14 protein-coding genes are annotated in these 17,264 nt (G+C 48.0%); all 14 read right to left on the reverse strand.

Annotation, left to right across the window (positions count from 1 at the left end; translation table 11 throughout):
• Position 1 precedes the first annotated feature (1 nt).
• Complete coding sequence (locus tag AC1S5B_RS19115; protein ID WP_482037287.1) at positions 2–1,687, reverse strand: efflux RND transporter periplasmic adaptor subunit; 1,686 nt, start codon at positions 1,685–1,687, stop codon at positions 2–4.
• 48 nt (positions 1,688–1,735) lie between these two features.
• Positions 1,736–2,554, reverse strand: a complete 819-nt coding sequence (locus AC1S5B_RS19120) for a C39 family peptidase (protein WP_482037288.1) — start codon at positions 2,552–2,554, stop codon at positions 1,736–1,738.
• A 251-nt stretch (positions 2,555–2,805) separates the two neighbouring features.
• A complete protein-coding gene (locus AC1S5B_RS19125) occupies positions 2,806–3,498 on the reverse strand; it encodes a DUF305 domain-containing protein (RefSeq protein WP_482037289.1) in 693 nt (230 codons plus the stop codon).
• Positions 3,499–3,946: 448 nt separating this feature from the next.
• Positions 3,947–4,471 (reverse strand): HAD-IA family hydrolase, encoded by a 525-nt coding sequence (locus tag AC1S5B_RS19130; protein ID WP_482037290.1) that lies wholly within the window; start codon positions 4,469–4,471, stop codon positions 3,947–3,949.
• Positions 4,399–6,768, reverse strand: coding sequence for a glycoside hydrolase family 65 protein (locus AC1S5B_RS19135; protein WP_482037291.1), 2,370 nt, complete (start codon positions 6,766–6,768; stop codon positions 4,399–4,401). Before AC1S5B_RS19135 ends, AC1S5B_RS19130 begins: the two co-directional genes overlap by 73 nt.
• Before the next feature lie 160 nt (positions 6,769–6,928).
• Positions 6,929–7,177: a hypothetical protein gene (locus AC1S5B_RS19140; protein ID WP_482037292.1), complete on the reverse strand. Its 249-nt coding sequence runs from the start codon at positions 7,175–7,177 to the stop codon at positions 6,929–6,931.
• 236 nt (positions 7,178–7,413) lie between these two features.
• Positions 7,414–9,351, reverse strand: a complete 1,938-nt coding sequence (locus tag AC1S5B_RS19145; protein ID WP_482037293.1) for an ATP-binding cassette domain-containing protein — start codon at positions 9,349–9,351, stop codon at positions 7,414–7,416.
• A 20-nt stretch (positions 9,352–9,371) separates the two neighbouring features.
• A complete protein-coding gene (locus tag AC1S5B_RS19150) occupies positions 9,372–10,502 on the reverse strand; it encodes an ABC transporter permease (protein WP_482037294.1) in 1,131 nt (376 codons plus the stop codon).
• Between the two features lie 30 nt (positions 10,503–10,532).
• Entirely contained in the window at positions 10,533–11,201 is a 669-nt protein-coding gene (locus tag AC1S5B_RS19155; RefSeq protein ID WP_482037295.1) for a class I SAM-dependent methyltransferase, read from the reverse strand.
• A 61-nt stretch (positions 11,202–11,262) separates the two neighbouring features.
• The gene (locus AC1S5B_RS19160) at positions 11,263–12,369 is read right to left on the reverse strand and encodes an ABC transporter permease (protein WP_482037296.1); all 1,107 of its coding nucleotides are present in this window, start codon (positions 12,367–12,369) and stop codon (positions 11,263–11,265) included.
• Positions 12,366–13,655, reverse strand: a complete 1,290-nt coding sequence (locus AC1S5B_RS19165) for an HlyD family secretion protein (RefSeq protein WP_482037297.1) — start codon at positions 13,653–13,655, stop codon at positions 12,366–12,368. Before AC1S5B_RS19165 ends, AC1S5B_RS19160 begins: the two co-directional genes overlap by 4 nt.
• Positions 13,656–13,916: 261 nt before the next feature.
• Positions 13,917–14,084, reverse strand: coding sequence for a hypothetical protein (locus AC1S5B_RS19170; protein WP_482037298.1), 168 nt, complete (start codon positions 14,082–14,084; stop codon positions 13,917–13,919).
• Between the two features lie 288 nt (positions 14,085–14,372).
• Positions 14,373–16,520 carry a heavy metal translocating P-type ATPase gene (locus AC1S5B_RS19175; protein WP_482037299.1) on the reverse strand — a complete coding sequence of 716 codons (2,148 nt, stop codon included), beginning with the start codon at positions 16,518–16,520 and terminating at the stop codon, positions 14,373–14,375.
• 213 nt (positions 16,521–16,733) lie between these two features.
• Positions 16,734–17,183 (reverse strand): pyridoxamine 5'-phosphate oxidase family protein, encoded by a 450-nt coding sequence (locus tag AC1S5B_RS19180; RefSeq protein WP_482037300.1) that lies wholly within the window; start codon positions 17,181–17,183, stop codon positions 16,734–16,736.
• Positions 17,184–17,264 lie beyond the last annotated feature (81 nt).

Genomic DNA, 17,264 nt, shown 5'->3' on the forward strand with positions numbered 1-17,264 from the left:
CCTAGCGCGGTTGATGAGGATGACGATCAGACGCTGACTCTAAAGAGGTCGGTGTTATCGAGGTGTGAGCATCAGCGTTAGTCAAGCTCAAGTTATCAAAGGATTCACGGTGGGCGTGACCATTAGGTACTGGAACAAACGCCGTGCGGTTGCGACGATTTGCCCAGAGCATTCCTGCCGCGAAGGTTCCTGCCGCGATCGCTCCCCCCGCAGGGATTATTGCCCACCAGGGAATTGCAGGCTGTGGGTTAGAAGCGGGTGCAGATTCTGCCGTTTTTTCTTCATGACCATCGGCTGGCTTGCTGTCACCCCGTAGTGATTGAGCATACAACTGGTTAGCGCGTTGGGTCACAATCATATCGCCATCGAATAGACCAGTTTTAATTTCCACAAAGTTGCCGGATTCTCGACCCAGTGTGACCTCAGTGGGTTGAAATGCATTGCCATTTTGCACAAAGACAACCTGCTTTTTGTCGTTGGTTGTCACCAGTGCAGACTTAGGAATGGCTGGTACGGCTGCGGGTGCGCGATCAGTTAGCACTTCTAACTCCACAAACATCCCAGGCTTTAAAAGTCCGCCCGAATTGTCTAGTTCCGCTTTTACAGGAACGACACGGGTTTCCCCGTTCACAACCGTACCAACGACATTAATTCGTCCATTGAAGGTGCGATCGGGCATTCCATTGGCTCTCACCCGGACGCTTTGTCCTACCGCAATGCGTTCCAGATTTTTCTCAAAGATGTTGCCGGAAGCCTGAACGCTGCTGCCGTTGACAATGGTCATAATTTGCTTGCCTGCGTCCTGCCCCGACTCGCCTTTCGTCGCTTCCCGGTCTGCTACAACACCAGAAATGGGAGCAGTAATTGTTATGGTACCGTCCTCATTTGGGTTAGCTCCGAGTTGTCGCAAACGGGTTTCATAAGCTTGACCACTCAGCCCAACGCGAGATCGCGCCACTTCTAATGCCGATTGAGCACGCTGTAGTTGCGCCTGCGCTTCCGAAACAGGCAAGCCGCTTTCGGCTTTGGCAAGAGCCGCCCTTGCTTCGGCTAATTTGCTTTCAGATTCTAAAAATTGCCGTCGCGGGATGGCTCCCCGTTCCAGCAACACTTTGTCCTTGTCATATCGCTCCTGGGAAAAGTTTAATTCGGTCCGAGCTTGCTGAATGTCAGTGGCAACAATCCGCTTTTGTTGCGTCAGGTTTTGCTGTGCCAATCGCAAATCGGCTTGCCCTTGTTGAACACTGCCAACCGCTTCTGCTCTCCGGTCTAACGCGGTTGTCTGGAGTTCAGCCAATTCTGGACTGGTCATCATTGCCACGGGTTGTCCCGCTTGAACGGAGTCTCCAGGCTTCACTAACAACCGAATGACTGTGCCACCAACGGGGGTTGTCACTTCTACTTGCTGATTGGGTAGCGTTTCAATTTGACCCGTTGTTCTAATACCGAAGGCTAATCGTTGACGAGACACAGGCTCAACCTTCAATCCCATACGCTTTGCCGTCTCTGCATCAAGCTGGATTGCCCCAGCAGACTGAGTAGCTTGACCTCCTCCCTGAAACTCATCACCATGCCCAGCGTGAGCAAGTCCCTTTAGCGGTGTCGTTAGCAGCAAAGCCATTAAGAGAGTACTAGAAACACGACGACCTGCCGCAGTGGAGTAGATAGTTGAGTGATAACGAGGCATTTATGAAGTTCCTTAACAACAGGATGATGATTATGACGAAGAAAGGTTTCAAGCCAATGGTTGATCAACTAAGGAATATTCTTGTTTTGAGATAAAATGAACCCAGATGTGATCTTCTTCCTGTGGAGAACATCTGCTTTGAATAAACGCATTTGAGTAGTAAAGGTTCTGTCCAGACAGATCACTACGGTAACCGGATGGTGTCCATTTGCCATAGGGGTCATTTACGAAGAAACCATTTTGGTCATAGCCCCTAATGACTATCGTGCTACGAGGATGGTTGAAATGACCATAAACAATGCATGGATTGCCCTCTGCGGTCGCTTGACGAATATCTGACAAACGACCTCGCATTGTAAACTTATCCTTAAGCCCATAGTGACTTGCCATTTTGACAAGATCCTCTGGGTTCCAATGATTTAATCTATTCATTCTTAGATGTCGATAGACTTCATCTTCCATCAACCAGATATTGTTTCGTGTTCGTTTGACTCGAAAGTAAGCCATCACTATGGCAAAACTGGTGATGTGACAAGCCCCCGTGGGAGCAAGCACATCATCAACTTGGTTGTTGTGTGGTACGTCTAATAGTTGCGCTTCTAAAGGTAGACTTTGCGGAATTGCTTTTGCTTCACCGTGATCACTTAGCAATTGCACATGAGGAATATAAGCAAACCATGTCGCCTGAGTAAGCTTTTCAGTCGATAGATCAAGAACGATTTTTAAGTAGTTTCTATCAAGCGGTTTCCAGTTATAAATGCTTAAAATCTGACCGGGTTGGAGCCAAAGCTTACCCTGTTCCGAAAGGCTTAAAGAATCTCTAGCAGCCTGCTTAAGGGCTGTAGGTTGAATTACTCTCAATTTCATAAGCTTGTATGTTATTGCTCAGACGATGACTTTGACTAACACTAAGAAGCGATCACGGTGATTCTGAGATTCTGAAATCGCTCATGCATCACGTTTAATCTGGCGACTTTTCTGGGAGTATATGTATTCAGATCAATCTCTTCCTTCCAACGATTCGTCAGCGTAATGTTTGGAATTATGAGTTGCTAACTACAATCCCAAACACTAGTGTCTCAAACAGTTATGAAATCAAGATGAAATTTGTGTTCAATTTACTGCTTATACCAGGCTTGCCTCCACTGCTTCATCTGCTCGATCTCATCTTTCTGCGACCCAATAATGTCCTGAGCTAGCTTTTGAATTTCGGGACGCTTTGATTTTTGCCATGCGTCATTTGCCATCACGACAGCCCCTTCATGGTGCGGAATCATGGCATCAATGAAGCGCTTGTCAAAATCAGCATCGGCTGGACCTAAATCCATATCCATGCGCATTGCCTTGATTTGTTCTTCGGACATCGCCATCGAATGATTCATCTCTTTGTGCCACGCCATAGGCGTACTGGGAGCTTTGGGATACCAGGCAGTCCGCCACTGCTTGAGTTGAGCAATTTCTTTGTCCTGAGCTTTGATAATGTCAGCCGCTAGCTTTTGAATTTCAGGACGCTTGGATTTCTGCTGCGCTTCCTTTGCCATCACGACGGCTCCTTGATGGTGGGGAGTCATGCCATCGATAAAGCGCAGGTCAAACTCGGCGTTAGCGGGACCAAGATCCATGCCGTGATTCATGCCGCCCATCTTGCTGTGATCCATGCCCTGCATCGCTCCAGCATCAGTAGCAGCGGGACTAGGGACTTGAACTTTGTTTTGAGCGGAAGTAGAGCAAGCGTTTAAGACGCTACTGGTGGCGATCGCCCCTAACGTTAGAGCAAGGAAGCCTGTTTTTGTGAAGAAATTTAATGGCATAGCGTTGGTGCGAATCGAATAGTAAAGGATAAAAAGGAGATATTGCTATTTTGAATGCTCTAGTCAGATGGAGAGTCAACTAAATTGATTAACTAGACTAAAAACACCTTCCGGAACTGGAAGCCGCTTGTGCAGTGAGCATCTTCCATCAGGCTTACACACAGTTATGAAATCAGGATGAAATATGAGATGCTTGCTGAATCCATAATTCACGTTGAAGAAAGGTTACAAGTTACGCCTATCTCTTATCTCCTTTCTGCCATCATTCCCTATCGTGATCTCAATCAGTGCGACTGCTTCGGTAATGGAAGATAATTTTTGTCCGTTGGTCGTTGCCACACCTGAAGCAAGGTCTTCACCATTAATCTTGAAACTGAAAGAAGTATACGACCTGCATCCTACGGTTAATTTTGCTGCCTGACTTATCTTCCAACTTTGTTGGAGCTACTTATTTTCTAAGCGTCACACTTAGTTTGGCTTGTAGATCGCTCAACTGAACGCCGATCAGATTGGGTAGAACAATATTGGCAGATCCAACGCGATCCACAGGTCCCAGTCCAATAGTCCACATGCCTGCGGCGATCGCAGCCTCAATGCCAGCGTGGGCATCTTCAACCACAACACACTGGGCAGGGTCAAGTCCTAAGCGAGTCGCGGCGTACAGAAAGAGGTCAGGGGCTGGCTTGGGTTTTTCGACACTATCGCCATCGGTGACCACATCAATGCGATCGCCAATCCCCAACTTCTCGATCACGGTTTGTGCATTCTTGCTGGCAGAGCCAATCGCGATTTTCATGCCCACTCGCCTGATTTCGTCCAGTAGCTCAACGGCTCCTGGCAACACATCTCTGGACGTGATGGTTTGAATCAATGCCACATAGTAGCGGTTTTTGCGATCCATCAACGCTTGGAGTGCTGCTTCTGAGTACTGCTGATCGCCCACGATGTGCAGCAGAGATTCTCGTCGAGACACGCCCCGCAACGCTTCGTTTGCTGACGATCAAAGGGTAATCCCTCTTCGTCAGCCAGTCGCTGCCAAGCCTGGTAGTGCCATTCGGCAGTGTTCGTTAGAACCCCATCAAGATCGAAGATGAAGCCCTGGATGTCAGGTGCTTGAGAGTCAGGCGCGTCAGCATCGGAGGGCGATAGATCAAATCTGTGCCAGATGCCGCGCCAGTTTAGTTTAAATTTGAGACGAGTCCAAGTGGGAGGCAGATGGGGAGTTGCGACGGGACCGCTTTCCCTCAGTTGAATACCGCCAAAGCCGAACACCACTGCTTGCCAGACACCGCCTGCTGAAGCCGCATGAATGCCATCTGTTGTGTTACCGCGAGTATCTTCGAGATCGACCAGAGCTGCCTGCATAAAATATTTATAGGCATCTGCTGTTTGATTCAGGTTGGCTGCGAGAATTGCGTGAATGGCAGGACCAAGGGAGGAGCCGTAGGTGATGTCGGTACGGGGTGCATAGTAGTCCCAGTTCTTTTGCAGTACTTCATCCGAAAATGCTTGCGTGTCTCGCATCAAGTAGAGGAGCATCAGCACGTCGGGCTGCTTGAGTACCTGCCGCTGGTTCGTTTCGTCCATGCCTAGCACCGCTTGCATCGATCGCTGACGGGGTTCGTAGTCGCTTAAGTTGATATCCTTGAGCTGGAAAAAGCCCTCGAACTGCTCAATCAGACCAATTTCGGCATTGGCAGGGATGTACATCTGCGCGATGACGGTTTGCCAGCGCAGCAGTTGCTCTGGGGTGAGTTGCAGCCCTTGTGATAGTGCAGCCCCACTATCAGGAAAGGTTTGCTGCAACCATTCATAGACGGCAACCGCCTTTTCAAGATGCCACTGTACCATCCGATTGGTGAACGCATTGTTATTCACTTGCTCGTGGTATTCATCGGCTCCGATTATCCCGCGCAGTTCATACCGTTCTTGCTTTGCATTCCACTCCACCCGACTCATCCAGAAACGGGCAGTATCCAGGATAATTTCGGCTCCATAGTCTCGCAGCCAGCGGTCGTCACCTGTTGCCTGCCAATATTGCCAGACGGCATAGGCAATGTCGGCACTAATGTGAATTTCACGATCGCGGCACCAGATTCGCACCGCTTCCGCATAAGGATCGCTCAGAATCGACCAGCGGGGTGTCATCTCATCACCAGTGGCAGCGCTTTCCCAGGCAAACATTGCCCCTTTATACCCACTATGCGCGGCTTTGCGCCGCGCTCCATCTAAAGTGTGATAGCGGTAGGTCAACAAACTGCGGGCGATCGCGGGTTGCGTCAAGGTGAAAAAGGGCAGGATAAAAATTTCCGTGTCCCAAAAGACGTGACCCCGGTAGCCTAAGCCTGACAATGTTTTGGCAGGAACGCTGACCCGACTGTTGCCTGAGCAGTCACCCATGATGTGTGAACAGGCACCAATGAAGAGTTGGAACAAGTTGTAGCGTACTGCCAACTGCGCGTGGCTGTCTCCCTCAATCTCGATATCGCTTTGCTGCCAAACTTCCTTCCACGCCTGCTGTTGCTCGCCGCGCAGCACTGTGTAGGAAGGCAGTGCTACCAACTTAGCTTGAGCTGCCTGCCCTAGTAATTCCGCATCCTGGGATGTGAACAACGTCACAACCTTTTCTACACCTACGGTTTGCCCCGCTGTCGCATTAAAGGTGATCGTCAAGGTGGGGTAGTCAAGAGCATCCGTCATCTGCAAGGAAGTATTGGTGCCAATCGCAGTCATTTTAGCCGCCATACCAAGTTCGATGCGGGAACTGCGTGTGCACAACTGTAGCCAAACGCCCTGCTCCATCTTGCCTCGATCGAGTTGCTCCCAGTGGTTAAAGCCCTGATTGTCGGGATAACCATTGAGGTTGGACTGAATCTCGATCGTGCCGTTAAAGTCGATCGGTGTGATTTGGCAGCTCAATCCCAACACCTGGTGATCCGCCAAGCTGGCAAAGCGCTCAAACCGTAAATCCACAGTTTTACCAGCGGGACTACACCAGCGCACCGAGCGGCTGAGAATGCCGTGCCGCAAGTCAAGCTGCCGTTCGTAGTGAATAATTTCGCCGCGATTGAGCCGAAACCGCTCTCCGTTGACGATGATTACCAAGGACAACCAGTCAGGACAATTGGCTAGCTCGGTATAGACTCCAGGCACATCGTCATACACCCAATGCACTAAGGTGGCTGGTAACGCCTGTGGGTAGCCCTCCTCAAAGCTGCCCCGCGTGCCTAAATAACCGTTGCCGATCATTAAAGACGGTTTCTCTAGCACGTAACTGCGCTGGATCAAAGTGCGGTTCGATTAGCGTCCAGTCTGTGTAAATCAAATCATGAGAACGGGTTGGAATGTTCATTGAGGTTGGGAATGAGAGGGGGCAGCAGAGGGCGGTTTAGATTCAGGTAGTTGTAAAGGTAAACTGTTCTTCAGAAGACTAGCCTGTTCGTTCTTGAGTCGTCTTAATGTCTAACTGAGTCACGGTTGAAGAGTCATATAGAATGATGACCCCATCGCCGAAGGAGCAGTGAGTCAAGTCTTTGATTTTGTCAGCTAAAGAGGGACTTCCGTAGAACTCGTAATAGTGAGCCTGCCAAACTCCGTAAACAAAATTGAGCAAAAAGGCAAAGAGAAACAAGCTTGTTTCTGGTGCCGCCAGAATTTGGACGATTTTCTTCGATATCAACTCTTACTCCGCGAACATTACACCAACGCGAGCGCGTTAGCATAAGCCTGCCGTTACGCGAATTGCTTCCTTGATCAGGTTGCTAGCATTTGAACTTTAAAACTAAATTCTGAGAAAGTTATGAGGGTTAGATTCAGAAAATGCTGTATCAATCATGATCGATTTTCCTGATGAGTGAATCAGTTATTTTAGTGACTTTGTGCTTGCGCGTTGCACAATGTTAATGAAGGCATCTTCTAAGGAGAAAGGAAGGTTGCGAACGAGCGAAGTTTTAAATCAGATATCTGAAGCAGTGATCGCACCTGAGTTAATTCCTGCTCTGGATTATTGAGAACCAGATGCAGGCGATCGCCAAACAGCGAAATCTGCCAAGGTTCAAATTGTTGTTTCAGCAGGTCATAAGCCAGTTGTGCCTTGTCAACTACCACTTCAACTAATTGACCGGGTTGCTCAGCTTTGATCTGACTGGGCGAACCTTGGGCAACCATTTCGCCTGCTACCATGAAGCCCATGCGGTGACAGTGTTCTGCCTCTTCCAGATAGTGCGTTGTTACTAGCACTGCTGTTCCCTGACGGGCAAAGTCTTCAATCAGCCGCCAAAACTGACGGCGGGCAAGCGGATCGACACCAGAAGTCGGCTCATCCAAAAACAAAATATCTGGCTCATGCATGACGGATGCACCAAAAGCGACTCGTTGCTTCCAGCCGCCGGGTAACTGACCAGTAATCATGGTTTCTTGACCTGTAAGTCCGCAAATCTCTAGCACCCAGTCAATTTTGCGGCGACGGATAGATTGGGGTATGCCGTATACGCCGCAGTAAAATGCTAGGTTTTGAATCACGCTGAGGTCATCGTAGAGCGTAAACTTCTGGCTCATGTAGCCAATTCGCTTTCGCACGGCGGCGTCGCGCAAATTATCAGTGTGCCCTGCCAATAGAATCTTACCTGAACTAGGCGGCAACAAACCGCAAAGCATTTTAATTGTGGTGGTCTTTCCGGCTCCGTTTGCGCCCAATAGCCCGTAGATTTCGCCGTAATGGATTTCTAGGTTCACGTCTTTGACAGATTGAAAGCTGCCAAATACTTTTCCGAGATTTCGAGCCGAGATTGCCACCGAATTCAAGTCTGGAGAGGCATCGGTTTTCTGACGCACTCGTGGAAAAGGAATAAATGGCGGATCGGCCCCCTGTTGCCGCAGACGGGTAACGAAGACATTTTCCAAGGTGGGTTCTGCTGATTGAATCGTGGCGTTTAGCTGCTGCTGATTGAGTATTTTCTGAATTTGCACTTCATCAGTTTGAGCATCTTGAACCAAAACATCGAGGCGATCGCCAAAAGTTTGGACATCCCGAATTCCAGTTGTGCCTGTAGCGATTGCCTCTAATAATGCCCGTTCCGTCTGTTCCAGATTATTATTACGCACCTCCAATCGCTGCAAGCCCAGAGTCGCACGTAATTGAGCGAGGGTTCCAGTCTGCTGGATTTGCCCTGCATACATTAACGCAATCCGATGGCAGCGTTCGGCTTCATCCAGGTAGGGAGTCGCAACTACGATCGTCATACCTGCTCTCGAAAGTGTCGCCAGGACATCCCAAAACTCCCGTCGGGAAACCGGATCGACTCCTGTGGTTGGTTCATCTAGTAACAATACTTGGGGTTGAGAAATTAAGGCACAACACAGTGCCAACTTCTGCTTCATCCCTCCAGAAAGCTGCCCTGCTAAACGGCTACTAAACTTCTCCAAATTCATCAATTGCAAATACTCGATCCGTCGCTGGATAAATAATGGTTCGGGCACCTGTCGCAATCCCGCAACATAGCGCAGATTTTCATCAATGCTAAGGTCGAGGTAGAGGGAGAACTGCTGTGTCAGATAACCGATTGCCATTCGAGCATCGCGGGGACGGCGATCAAGGACGCGAATGTTTCCCAATGTTGTTTTCATCACGCCTGCCAAAATTTGAAAAGTCGTGGTTTTGCCCGCTCCATCGGGACCAATTAGCCCAAAGACCTCACCTGGATAAACCTCCAGATCGATTCCCTGCACAGCCAAAATTTGACCATACCGCTTATGCAATCCTTGTACCTGAATGATGGGAAGGGCTGGCTGGGGTTTTACCTGCGTTGAGGGTGCAAGGGTGGAATTGATGTCAGAATATGTTTTGTGATTCACAATTGATTTTGCGATATTTTCTAGGTTAGTTGTTTGCGAAATTGGCGAATACTAATAGTTAAGAAAAAAGCAGCAAAAATTAATAACGCTAAAACGTTTGGGTAAAGCATATCGATGCCGATTCCCTTTAGCAAAATGCCGCGCAAAATTCGGATGTAATGCCGCAAAGGATTGAGAATAGACAGGTAGCGAAAGAAGGCGGGCATACTGTCGATTGGCGCGATCGCTCCTGAAAGTTGAATCAATGGAATATTGACAAAAAATGCAGTCAAAACAACTTGTTGCTGATTTTTAGAAACAGTTGCCAACAAGATTCCAATACCAATGCCAACGAATAAATACAGACCCGACAGCAATAAAAGCAAGAATAAATTGCCTCGCAATGGCACCCCGAATACGAGCCGTGCAACCCCCAAAGCGAGCAAAAATGTTCCCATTAGCAATACAAACAACGGCACAATTTTTGCTAACAGAATTTCCCAAATGGCGGCAGGTGTCATCAACAACTGCTCCAAAGTTCCTACATCTTTCTCACGGATGACTGTGAGCGCAGAAACAAGAGAACTAACGAGCGTGAGGGTAATCCCAATTACTCCCGGTACAAAAAACCAACCACTGATTAAGCCGGGGTTATACAAAAATGTATGGGCGGGGCGAATTAAAGGTGGAGCAAGATTAGACACCAATTGACGACCTTGTTGCTGAAGCATACGCAGCAGATAGCCACTGGCAATGCCTGCTGTATTTGCATCAACCCCATCGACAAGAATCTGGAGATCTGCGGGTTTACTCTGATCCAACTGTCGCTTAAAGGTAGGAGGAATGACTAAGCCAACGGTGATGTTGCCCTCCCGCACTTGCTCACCGAGTTTGGCTTGGCTTGGCTGATACTGTTTCACCACAAACACTTTGTTCTCAGTGAGTCCAGCAATCAGTTCTCGGCTTTCGTTGACATTGGCGTAGTCTACAACTCCTAAATTAATTTTGGTGATATCGGGGTTAAGAGTAAACCCATAGAGCAAAATTTGGATGATTGGGGCGATCGTCAACAAGATGATGATTTCTTTGTTGCCGATAATCTGGTGAATTTCCTTAACAATGAGTGCTAAGAATGACCTCGGAAAGATGCGATGGAGCAATTTAATAAGCATTTGAGAAAAACCAAGGAAGGCAAAAAAACTCTATACAGGTTGTTGCAAAGTTTTATCCTGGGGTTCATCTGTCTTCTTAAAATTAAGAGTGAAAGCAAACCAACTTCCGTATTGACTATCAAATTGAAATCCGGCAGCCTCAGTCAAACGGCGAACGACGCTGTAGGGTTGATAGTGGGGATCGGGAATCACTTCGGTGACGGAAAGTAACCCACCCGGTTTTAGCGCAGCAAATATTTGATGCAGTGCCGCCTCGCGATCTGAAATTTCACCCAAGACCGTTACAAGTAAAGCGCGGTCAAACACATTTTTCTCTAATTCATCCTGGTCTATTCTGCTGAGTAATATCTGCACATTCGTTAAGTGCTTTGCAGCAACTCGCTTTTTAACCTCTTCCAGCATTGCTGGTTGACCGTCTAGAGCTACTACTGCGCCGTTTGGCGTTACTCTTTCAGCTGCAGGAATAGTCAGTCGCCCTGAGCCACATCCTACATCCAATATCTGCATTCCAGGAGCCAGATTGAGCCGATCTAAAATTGTTGAACTACTGGCAACCGCATTCATATAGGGATTTTCTAGCAACCAGGCTAACCAGACAGGACAGGGTAAAAAGCGAACACGTACAGCCCCTCGCCACCAGAGACCAACCCCGACCAAGAGTAAAAGTAACACGGCGGTGTCTAGAAAAATTGTTTTCATACCCTGTACCTCTTTCGTTAAGTCCTATTTCATTCCAGCTTTAACCCGTAGTAACTTTTGCTTAGTCAGGTAGCTGCATTTTGCGTAAGCCCAAACGGGCAACGACAAAGAGAATCAGCCCCAAGAAAGCGATCATCAGCATCGAAAACCAAATACCGCGCCAGCCTGTTCCACGCACAAACGCATCGCGGCTAATTTGGATGAAATACCGCGCTGGAACAATGTCAGCTAAATGGTTTAAGGGAAACGGAATATTGCTAATTGGGTAAATAAAGCCAGACAATAACAGCGCGGTCATGAAGCCTGTTAAGGAGACGGCTTGAACAGTAGAAATCAGATCTTTTGCTCTTGCGCCGATCGCCAGACCAAACATTACACTGGCTGCTAAATATAGTGGTGTGCCAACTAGCAAGGGAATCGGGTCGCCCGCAAAGCTAAGTTTGAAAATGAAAGCACCAACAACAATGAGGAGAAGAGCTTCACCCAAAGACACAATGAGATACGCCAATCCTTTGCCCAAAATTAGCTCGGCAGCCGTCATACTTGTGGAATAGACCTGGATAATATTTCCTTTCTCTTTTTCGCGCACCATCGCCATTGCCGCTAACAATGAGGGAAACACCCAGAGGAGAAAGCCAAATACGCCGGGTACAATATAGAGCGATTCTTTGCGTCCTGGATTGAACCAGATTCGCAAATGAGGCGCAAGTGGATTGCGTACAGGCTCTAAGCCAGCCACCGCTAAGAAAGCAGTGGTAGTGACATGAATGCTGTTTTGGATGACTCTAGCGTTATTAGTATCTGTGCCGTCCACCAAGACTTGCACATCGCTGCCCTGTCCTGATTTGATCTTACTGCTGAAGTTGGGTGGAATAATCACGACCGCTTTGGCAAACCCATGATCTAGGGCATGAATAACTGGATCGCCACCGGGCCAAGGCGTTGCTTGAAATTGATTGGTGGCGAACAAGCGCTCAATATAGCTGCGGCTGAGGGGAGTATTGTTTAGATCTTGGACGACGAGCGGGATATTTTTCGCCTCTAGCCGAACCGCAAAACTCAAAATTAACAGTGAAATCAGTGGCAGTAGAAACGCCAGCGCTACCGTGAAGCGATCGCGACGAAACTGCGCCAGTTCTTTGGCACACTGCACCAGAATTCGTTTCATGGCTGTTGCCCTGCGGGTTGCTCTATGAGAAGAGTTGCATCCGCAGGCATTCCTGGTTTGACAAACCCAGCCGGGTTATCAATCTTGAGCTTGATGCCAAACACTTGCTTGACTCGATCGTCTTTAAAGTAAATATTTTCAGGTGTAAAAGAAGCTTGGGGATCGATCGCAGAAACGATCGCCGTTAGAGGTTCACCAGGATTAGAATCGAGAAAAACCTTAGCAGCTTGACCAACTCGAACCTTGCCAATGCTGCCTTCTGGAACATAACCCCGCAAATAAACCGTGTTGAGATTGACGATCGAGAGCAGGGTTTTCCCACTGACCACAACAGCACCCGGTTCCACACTTCGCGCCGTCACTACGCCATCGATTGGGCTAACGACATTCAAATAAACAATTTGCGCCTGAATTTGCTGAATGGCTGCCTGAGCATTTTTGACCTCTGCCTGTGCTCCTTGAAGTTGAGCAGTTGCCTGTTGTCTTTGTTGTAGCAACCCTGCAAGTTGAGCATTGCGAATCCTTGGGTTAAAGCTGGAAGTCTTCGCTAAAGCAAGCCCGCCACGAGCAGCATCAACTTGCTTCTGATTCGCTTCTACCACAGATTGAGCCGTCTCGTAAGCGGTTTGTGCTTGGTCAAACCGTTGTCTGGGTATAGCTCCAGCCTTGTTTAACTGAGCAAAGCGATCGCGATCAACCCACGCTAACTTTAACTGAGCTTGAGCTTGTTTGAGTTGAGCTTCTGCGACTGCCACAGTAGATTGTGCCTGGAAGGTACGCCCCTGTCGATCGTCTTGCGATTGTTCTAGGGTTAGTTGAGCTTCCTGAATCTGAGTGTCAACGACCTGAATTTGTAAGCGAGCCTGACGCTCTTGTTGTTGAACCGCAGTCAAACGCGCCTGTAGCCCACGCTGTTGAGCCTGAATTTCTTCATCATTGAGACGCACAATTAACTGACCTGCTTTGACTGCATCTCCTTCTCGCACGGAGATCGCCGCAATCCGACCCGGTACTTTCGCACCGATATCGGTTTCATATCCTTCAATGCGTCCACTAATTTGTAAATCGTTTGTTTTAGGACGAGAGAGAAAGTACCAAGCTAAAAGTCCGGCTGTGGCGATCACGACTCCCACTCCAATCAACAGATAAGTCTTGCGACGTTTAGAAGGCGCTTTAGATTCGGGCGGTTCAGATGCAGGCGGTTCAGATACAGGCGGTTGTAAGGGAGACTGTTCTTCAGGAGATGGGACTGTCTGTTCTTGAGGTTTAGGAGGTGATTGAGTCATGGCTGGAGATTCCTATACAAGACAAAAGCAAGAGTTAGACTATGGACAACACGGGTTATTTCCATCTCCGCTTTTGGAGTAACCCTGCTTGTGGATGAAGCGCCCAATCCTGCGAATGAACTAGCGCATTTTCAACTCACTAGAATTTGGATGCTTGTCCTAGACACAAGCATTTACTCCTCCATCGTTATCCTGCTACGATCGCTACCATTTAAACTCTAGAAAGAAATTCTGAGAAAGTTGTGAGGGTTGCATCAAGGATCAGGACGGCATCCATCCGAACACATGACAAACCAGTAGGCAAGCGCCAAACATGACGACCATTCCAATCGCATTTTTAATCACCTTGTAAAAGCCGCGAGGATTTGCTGAAATGTCTTCACTGGCTTGATCTTCACTAGCTTGACTTTCGCTTTCTGGATGATGCATTTTAATTTACTTATGTGAAGTCAAAACTTTAGCGTTGATAGAAGATTTTTGTTGTCATTATGTAAATTGCAACGATCTACCTTACAGACAACACAAAACTCAACGGTAACGGTTGAAATCTGAGCAAGGGTGTCCAGGGAATGATTAGTGTCACTCCGACGGTCGTCAACGTCGATGCGCGTCAACGCTATCAGAATCAATGTAGTTTCAAAAGCTGTAAATCTTCGTAAGCAGCAGGAGCTGTTGGGTGTGGACTTGCCAGTTGTATTGCTTTTAAATGCGTTGAGTTTAATCACTCAAGCGAATGCGACGTAACAACATGGCATTCAGTGAAACAACGACCGTCGAAACGCTCATTAAAATTGCGCCTATTGCAGGTGTTAATAGAACGCCGAATGAATAGCCAACTCCTGCCGCTAAGGGAATGGCAATGACGTTGTATCCCGTTGCCCAAAACAAGTTCTGAGCCATTTTGGTGTAGGTTGCTTTCGCAAGTTTAAGGGCGTAGGTGGCATCCAGCGGATCGCTTTTCACTAAGATTAAATCGGCAGACTCAATCGCCACGTTGGTTCCAGCGCCGATCGCAAGTCCTAAATCTGACTCGGTTAAAGCCGGTGCATCATTGATGCCATCGCCTACAAAGGCGGTGGGCTTCTCAGCTTTGAGCTTATGAATCAGCGCCGCTTTGTCTTTAGGAAGCACACGAGCATAATAGCGATCGATCTGCAAATCCCCCGCAACCGCCTTGGCAACCGCTTCGGCATCGCCTGTAATCATGACCACCTGCACGTCCATTTTCTGTAATTTCACAACCGCTTCTCGTGCCGATGGTCGCACTTGGTCTGCCAAACCAAAGAGGGCAAGAACTTGCTTGTCGTCCATCAGGACGATCGCACTTTCACCACGAGATTCACGTTCTTGTAGTCCCTTTTCCAACGCTGGCGGAAACTGCAATTTCAATTCCTTCACCCATTCTGGTCTGCCGACCCGATAATGTTGACTGTCTACTACGCCTTCAACGCCCTGACCGGGAACTGCCTTGAAGTCACTGGCTTTTGAAAGCTGGAGTTTTCGATGGTCGGCTTCTTCCACGATCGATTGTCCAAGCGGGTGTTCTGATAAAGATTCGAGGGAAGCAGCAATGCCCAAAGCTTTTAACTCATCGATACTATTCGTATAAATTCGTTGCACGCCAAAGTGTCCTGTCGTCAATGTTCCCGTCTTATCGAAGGCGATTGTTTTGATGCTTTTGGCTCGTTCAAACGCTTCTCGGTTTCGCACCAGAATCCCGTTTTTAGCAGACATTGCCGTAGCATTGACCAGCACTAACGGGACTGCCAATCCTAACGCGTGAGGACAAGCAATCACCAATACAGTCACCGCACGACTCACTGCAAAGGTTAGATCATCGGGTTTGACCGATAGCCAAACGACAAACGTTAGCGTAGCAATCCCGATCGCGATGAACGTGAGCCAATATGCAAGTTGATCGGCGAGTGATTGAAATTTACTTTTAGAGGTCTGCGCTTCCTCGACCATCCGCATAATTTGGCTCAAGGTGGTGTTATCTCCGGTACGAGTCACCTTGATTGTCAGTGCACCTTCGCCATTGACTGCTCCAGCGATCGCCTCGTCCTGGGCTTTTTTGACCACTGGGCGCGACTCCCCAGTTAGAAAAGATTCATTGACATTGGAAGTACCCTCGACGATCTCACCATCGATGGGGACTTGTTCGCCAGGACGAATCAGAATGAGATCGCCCTCAACTAACGTACTTACTTGAACATCTTCGCTTCGCCCATTCACCTGCTTGTGAGCGACAGAAGGCACTAACTTGGCAAGTTCTCCCAGCGCATTGCTGGCTCCCTGCACAGAAGCCATTTCCATCCAATGACCGAGCAACATGATATCGACCAGGGTTGCCAGTTCCCAGTAGAAAGAGTCTCCTTCCAATCCGAGAGTCACTGCCACACTGTAGATAAACGCCACAGTGATGGCTAGAGCAACCAGAGTCATCATGCCAATTTTACTGCGGAATTCGTAGTAGGCTCCCTTCAGAAAAACCCAGCCACCATAGAAATAAATAATCGTTGCGAAAATGGGAATTACCCACTGTGCACCTGGAAACTGAACGGCTTGATAATTAAACCAGGTCTGAAAGATGGGCGAAAAATAGAGAATGGGCAGCGTTAGCACCAAGCAAATAAAGAAGCGTCGTTTGAAAATCTCTGGGCTGTGTCCAGCATGTTTATCGTGTCCCGCGTGTTCATTCTGACCCGCATGTTCGTTACGACTGGGCTGTTTACCTCGACCATCCTGCTTGCCTTTTGGGTCAGAGTCAGGCGGATTCTTTTTAGCTTGTTTTCCGTGTTCATCGTGCCCACTGATTCCCGGCTTGGGTTGGGTTTGCTGATGATTATGGTGATCGTGGTTCACAGATGAATCCTCCTAGTTTGCTGCAATATCTTGAGTATTCAGATTTATACGAGGATGAGACTAAGACAAAATTCTAGAGAGTTACCAATCTTCTATTACTAAGATCTTGGTAAGTCCGGCATTTTGATATTAATGTGCAGACTTAAGATGCAACACGCGATCGCAGAATTAAAATCAGCGTTCCAACATAGTTTTGTCTAAAATTTTCGATTTTCATCGACTGCTAATCCCATCCGTCGTCCGTCCACTCATTTCGCTGGGATGAATGCGGTAGATTACGACTCTTTCTGCACGTCCCCAAGCATCGATCCAGGTGCGGTTAATGGCAGGCGAAAGCGTTGGATTCTGCTTTTGAATAAATTGCCTCGCTTGCTCGATGTCTGACTGCTCTGTGATGTGTTCGGCTCGACCTGTCACAGTCACGCTGCGCCAATGCTCTAGATCGTGGACTTCTTCAACTTGTAAACAGACAGCTGGATTTGCATCCATGTACCGAGTTTTCAATCCGACCGTTGTAAAAATATATATTATTGAGTCTTTGAAGTAATAGTGCATCGGCACAACATACGGATACCCTTCGCCGACACAGCCAAGATGACCATGTCCTACTTTTTGCAAGACATCATGGATCTCTTTTGTGCTCATTTCATCGATATCTAACATGACTTTTCTCCATCGCTGCTTTTAGAATCCTTGATCGCTACTAAAATTCTCTGATACCCAAAACCTTCCCCGTGGCAGAAG

This window comes from Leptolyngbya sp. CALU 1928, assembly GCF_056784215.1.

Coding starts and splice junctions, on each gene's coding strand:
- AC1S5B_RS19115 (WP_482037287.1), bottom strand. CDS start 1,687: ATGCCTCGTTATCACTCAACTATCTACTCCACTGCGGCAGGTCGTCGT.
- AC1S5B_RS19120 (WP_482037288.1), bottom strand. CDS start 2,554: ATGAAATTGAGAGTAATTCAACCTACAGCCCTTAAGCAGGCTGCTAGA.
- AC1S5B_RS19125 (WP_482037289.1), bottom strand. CDS start 3,498: ATGCCATTAAATTTCTTCACAAAAACAGGCTTCCTTGCTCTAACGTTA.
- AC1S5B_RS19150 (WP_482037294.1), bottom strand. CDS start 10,502: ATGCTTATTAAATTGCTCCATCGCATCTTTCCGAGGTCATTCTTAGCA.
- AC1S5B_RS19155 (WP_482037295.1), bottom strand. CDS start 11,201: ATGAAAACAATTTTTCTAGACACCGCCGTGTTACTTTTACTCTTGGTC.
- AC1S5B_RS19160 (WP_482037296.1), bottom strand. CDS start 12,369: ATGAAACGAATTCTGGTGCAGTGTGCCAAAGAACTGGCGCAGTTTCGT.
- AC1S5B_RS19165 (WP_482037297.1), bottom strand. CDS start 13,655: ATGACTCAATCACCTCCTAAACCTCAAGAACAGACAGTCCCATCTCCT.
- AC1S5B_RS19170 (WP_482037298.1), bottom strand. CDS start 14,084: ATGCATCATCCAGAAAGCGAAAGTCAAGCTAGTGAAGATCAAGCCAGT.
- AC1S5B_RS19180 (WP_482037300.1), bottom strand. CDS start 17,183: ATGTTAGATATCGATGAAATGAGCACAAAAGAGATCCATGATGTCTTG.